General features: G+C 72.7%; 5 protein-coding genes. 3 read left to right on the forward strand and 2 right to left on the reverse strand.

The window, feature by feature from the left end:
* A partial coding sequence (locus tag E1283_RS31225) for a hypothetical protein (protein WP_132821535.1) occupies positions 1-490 on the reverse strand: 490 nt, incomplete at its 3' end.
* 8 nt (positions 491-498) lie between these two features.
* A complete protein-coding gene (locus tag E1283_RS31230) occupies positions 499-1,233 on the reverse strand; it encodes a GntR family transcriptional regulator (RefSeq protein ID WP_132821538.1) in 735 nt (244 codons plus the stop codon).
* A gap of 17 nt (positions 1,234-1,250) precedes the next feature.
* Here E1283_RS31230 and E1283_RS31235 point away from each other — a divergent pair, with 17 nt between their 5' ends.
* The 3 genes from E1283_RS31235 to E1283_RS31245 form a co-directional block, all read left to right on the forward strand.
* Complete coding sequence (locus tag E1283_RS31235; RefSeq protein ID WP_132821536.1) at positions 1,251-1,847, forward strand: MarR family winged helix-turn-helix transcriptional regulator; 597 nt, start codon at positions 1,251-1,253, stop codon at positions 1,845-1,847.
* A 198-nt stretch (positions 1,848-2,045) separates the two neighbouring features.
* Entirely contained in the window at positions 2,046-4,049 is a 2,004-nt protein-coding gene (locus E1283_RS38305; protein WP_207930601.1) for a serine/threonine protein kinase, read from the forward strand.
* A gap of 251 nt (positions 4,050-4,300) precedes the next feature.
* A partial coding sequence (locus tag E1283_RS31245; protein ID WP_132821537.1) for a serine/threonine-protein kinase occupies positions 4,301-5,334 on the forward strand: 1,034 nt, incomplete at its 3' end.

Consider the following 5,334-nt stretch of genomic DNA (forward strand, 5'->3'; position numbering starts at 1 on the left):
GGGGCGGGTTGCGCGGGTCGAGGCCGAGGACCGGCGCCACCGCCTCCAGTTCCCGCAGCAGGCCGTGGCTCGACCCGAGCGGCCCGCCGCCGGCCAGCAGCGTCTCGTTGACCAACGGGTGCGGGAAGTCGAGCGGCACGTAGCAGCCGGCGTGGTCGAAGTGCCAGACGAGATGGGCCTGTTGGGCCGTCGCCTCGAACATCTCCAGCAACTGCTGGTAGTCGCCGTCCCGTTGGTCCGCCGGTGTCACCGGCAGGCCGCTGATGTGCAGGAGGTAGGCGCGCCGCAGCAGGTGCAGCGCCGCGTAGTCGAAGCCGGCGATCGGGGCGACGTCGCCCGACGTGCCGGGGACGTAGCCGTGAACCGGCACCGGGGGCAGCCCGGCGTCGGCCAACGCCCGGTCGTATTCGGCGAGTTCTTCCGCGAAGGGATTGTCCGGGCTGTGGCACAGCACATCGACGAGGGGGACCAGCCACAGGTCACAGGCCACGTGTGGGCTCACTCTCGGTCCGGGTGACGCGGTACCGCAAGGGTAGTGAGTTCGACCGCCAACGTCAGCGCGTGGTCGCGAGAGTCGCCGAGCAGTCGCTCCGTCTCCTCGGTCTCGCCCCGCTCGACGGCGTCCGCCAGGTCCGGGTGGCCGGCCCACAGACGACCGGCGAGGGCGCGCTGACGGCGCAGGTGGGGGACGGTGAAGGCCCAGCAGCGGACCCGGAGTCGGTCGAGGAACTCGCCTATGTGGGGATTGCCGAGCAGCGCGTCGAGCTCGCGCCAGAAGCGGAGGTCGTAGGCGATCAGGATGTCGAGGTCGCCGGCGAGGGCGGACTGCCGGGCGGCGGTGGCCCGGCGGCGGATGGAGGTGAACGCCTCGGGCATGGCGTCCCACCGGTTTAAAGGGGGACGCCGCCGGAGTATGCCGTCGTGCACCAGGGCCTGGGCCTCGATCATGTGCCGGAAGTCGGCCAGGGAGAACTGCTTGATCCGGAAGCCCCGGTGCTGCTCCACCTCGAGCAGGCCCTGGGCCGAGAGATCGACCAGGGCCTCGCGCACCGGAGTCGCCGACACGCCGTAGTGCTCGGCGATCTCGCGCACGGTGAACTCGCCGTCCGGGCCGAGGCGTCCGGCCAGGATCTCCTCGCGCAGGGCGTCGGCGAGTTGTTCCCGCAAGGTGCTCCGTCGAATCACGGCAGCCCACCCTACCGTCACGTCAGACAATTGACAGCACACTGACATCATGACAGCTTGCTGTCATGACTGAACGACGTGGCGGGCCCCGTGTCCCCGGACCTGCGCCGGGCGCGCTGCTGTCCGACACCGCGAGCACCGTGTTCCGACTGAACGCGCAGTTCCTGGCCGTCGCCGACCGAATGGCCGCGCCGGCCGGGCTCACCGCGGCCCGGTCGCAGGTGCTGGGCACGGTGCTGACCGAGCCCCTGCCGGTGTCCGCCGTGGCCCGGATCGTGGGAATCACGAGGCAGAGCGTGCAGCGCGTCGCGGACCTGCTGGTCGACGACGGGCTGGCCGTCTACGAACCCAATCCGGCGCACCGGCGGGCCAAGCTGCTGGCCGCGACCGACGCCGGCCGGGTCGCGATCGCCGACATCGGCCCCGGGCACGCGGCGTTGGCCTCGCGGCTGCGCGACGCGCTCGGCGGCACCGAGGAGTTCGCGGCGGCGCTGGCCACGTTGACCAGGCTCTCCGAGGCCCTGGAAGCGCTGGGGGACGACGCGGCCGACGGGAGGGGCGAGGCCGAGGAGGGGAAGCCGCACCGGAACTCGCCGGGTACGGCGCGGAGAACCACGACGCGCCCCGCTCGCCCGCCGGTTGGGCGGCCACCGTCGGCCTGACGACGGCGACGCGTCCACGGTCCGCCCGACGACGACGCCGGCCGTCGTCCGCCGCCGTACCGTCCGGATACCGGCTCGCGTCGTTCCGGCGCCACCGGTTCGCGTCAGTGCGCGTGTGAGCGCCCATGGGCGCTGGGGGCTCGGCGCCTCTATCCTCGTGTGGGCAACCAGAGTCATCGTCGGGGGGATCGGCTCCACATGGATCGGCTGACGGCACAGGATCCGCATCGGATAGGTCAGTACCGGCTGCTCGGCCGGCTCGGCCAGGGGGGTATGGGGCAGGTGTACCTGGCCCGTTCGGAACGCGGCCGAACGGTCGCCGTCAAAACGATCAAACCCGACCTCGCCCAGGAACCCGACTTCCGGCGCCGCTTCGCGCTGGAGATCGCCGCGGCCAGACGGGTCGGCGGGCGGTGGTCCGCGCCGGTCCTCGACGCCGACCCCGAGGCCCAGACCCCCTGGGTGGCCACCGGCTACGTCGCCGGGCCCTCCCTGCACGAGGTGGTCTCGCGGGACTTCGGCAGGCTGCCCGAGCGGGGCGTCAGCCTGTTGGCCAACGGCCTGGCGCACGCTCTCACCGACATCCACGGCGCCGACCTGGTGCACCGCGACCTCAAGCCGTCCAACGTGCTGCTGACCATCGACGGCCCGCGCGTCATCGACTTCGGCATCGCCCGCGCCCTGGACGCCACCCACGGCGGGCTCACCCGCACCGGCGCCACCGTGGGCTCGCCCGGCTTCATGTCGCCCGAGCAGGTGCGCGGCCAGCACGTCACCCCGGCCAGCGACGTCTTCTGCCTCGGCTCGCTGCTCGCCTACGCCGCCACCGGCCAGACCCCGTTCGGCGCCCTCGACACCAGCGTGCACCTGCTGCTGTACCGCATCGCCGAGGAGGAGCCCGACCTCACGGGTCTCCCCGAGGGGCTGCGGCATCTCGTCTCGGGCTGCCTGCGGCAGGATCCGGAACAGCGGTTCACCCTGTCCGAGCTGCTCGACCTCACCACGCCCGACGGCTCCCGCGAACCCTGGCTTCCCGGGCCGTTGATCGCCCAGTTGGGCCGGCACGCCGTCGAACTGCTCGACTCCGAGGGCCCGGAGAGCCGCACCGACCGCCGCACCGTGGGCGGCCCGCCCGAGCCGGCCTCGGCCGTCGGCGTCGGCCAGGTGCCGACCCCCGCGCCCACCCCGGCGCCGCCGCCGGTCTGGCCGCCGGTGCACCCCTCGGCCCAGCAGCGCCCGGTCCCGCTGCCCTCCCCGTACTCGATGCCCAACACCGGCCACCACCCGCCGCCCACGCCCGCGCCGGTCCCCGCGCCGTCCATGCAGTCGCTCGGCGGCTTCGGGCCCGCGGGCGGCGGCTACGGCCCGGCGACGTCCCCCGGCACCCAGAAGAACCGGGCCCGCACCTGGGCGTTGGCGTCGCTCGGCGCCGCCGTCGTGGTGCTCGCCGTGGTGATCGGGCTGGTCCTGCGCGGCTCGAACGGCGACACCGCGCCGATCGCCGACGGGTACCTGGGCGCCTGGCAGGGCGAGTACGAGACGAGCGGCGGTCTCCCGAAGCTGCTGCGGTTCGAGATCGAGCAGGGCTCGGCCGGCGAGATCATCGGCACCGCGAGCACCATCACCGACGAGGTGCTCTGCACCTTCCAGGTGCGGCTCGAGTCCTTCGACGACCGACTGGAGTTCACCGAGCTGCACGACTGGAGCGTCCCGGAGAGCGAGGCGGACGAGTCCTGCCGGGACAACGCCACGGTGCAGACGCTGCGGCTCTCGGAGAGCGGCGACGAGCTGAACTGGACCTACAACGACCAGCAGGCCACGCTCCAGCCCGCCGCCGCCGCCTCGGCGGCCAACGTCCCGGAGGCGCTGGTCGGCACCTACCGTCACACGTGGGAGAACGACGACGACGGCAGCGGCGTCTCGGAGATCACCGTCACCCAGGGCGGGATCGGCGACGTCGTGATGACGTTCCACCAGACCACCGACAACTACGAGTGCACCTGGGAGAACCGGCTGGTCCAGGTGGACGAGGACCAGGTGGTGATGGGCCCGGACACCCTGGCCGGCGACGGCAACAGCGAGAGCTGCTGGACCGACGGCGGCTTCCGGATGTGGGTCAACGGCGTGGGCGGCGATCTCACCATCGCCTGGCTGGAGAACACCGACACCGATTCCCAGGGCAGGTACGAGCGCGCCGACTGACCGCCGGCACCCGCTCGTTGTGAGCTGCGTCACGCCACTCTGCGGCCCTCGTGCAGGTGTCCGAGGGGCGACCGGGTACGGTACACGCCCGGGCCCGTCACTGAACCGATCACACGAAAACAACGTGATAGTCACAGAGGGAACCGAGTGTGGCACCCACCCGGTCCCCCTTCACGAGTTCCGGGAGTAAGGCGTGCCAACCGCTCCGGTGTTCCACCGGGGTGCACGGGGGCGAAAGAGGAGTAGTTCGGATGAAGCCGCTCGGCCCGACGGACCCGCGACGGGTCGGCCAGTACCGGTTGCTGGGGAAGCTGGGCGCCGGCGGGATGGGCAGTGTCTATCTCGCGCGCTCGGACCGCGGTCGCACCGTGGCCGTCAAACTGGTCCAGCCGGAGCTGGCCGCGCAGCCGGAGTTCCGGCAGCGCTTCCAGCACGAGGTGGACGCCGCCCGTCGGGTCGGCGGCGACTGGACGGCGCCCGTGCTGGACGCCGACACGGAGGCCCAGACCCCGTGGGTGGCCACCGGCTACGTCGCCGGGCCCTCGCTCCACGACGTGATCACGAACTCCTACGGCCCGCTGCCGGAGCGCACCCTCTTCATCCTGGCCAACGGCCTGGTGAAGGCGCTGGGTGACATCCACGGCGCCGGCCTCGTGCACCGCGACCTCAAGCCGTCCAACGTGATGATCACGATCGACGGCCCGCGCGTCATCGACTTCGGCATCGCCCGCGCGCTGGAGAGCGGCGAGGGCCTCACCAGGACCGGCGCCGCCGTCGGCTCCCCCGGCTTCATGTCGCCCGAGCAGTGCCGCGGCGAGACCCTGACCGTCGCGAGCGACATCTTCTGCCTCGGCTCCGTCCTCACCTTCGCCGCCACCGGCCGCACCCCCTTCGGCGACGCGAACGCGCCGATGACCGCGCTGATGCTGGCCATCGTCCAGGGGCAGTACAGCCTGGACGGGGTGCCGGAGAGCCTCCACCCGCTGATCGAGAGCTGCCTGGCGCAGGACCCGGCCCAACGCCCCTCCCTCGACCAGCTCCACCAGTTCACCGACATACCCGACGACGGCCGCGAGCCCTGGCTGCCCGGCGCGCTCGTCGCCCAACTCGGCCGGCACGCCGTCGGGCTCCTCGACTCCGAGGAGCCGGTGCAGGCCACCGAGATCGGGCAGCCGACGCTCGGGCCGCCCGCCACGGCCCCGCCGTCCGGGTACGGCTACCCGCCGGTGCAGTCGCCGCCGCCCGGCGGCTACGGCTACCCGCACCCGGCCACCGGCCCCTACAC

Origin of the sequence: Streptomyces hainanensis, from assembly GCF_004348415.1 — a bacterium.
Lineage (GTDB): Bacteria > Actinomycetota > Actinomycetes > Streptomycetales > Streptomycetaceae > Streptomyces > Streptomyces hainanensis.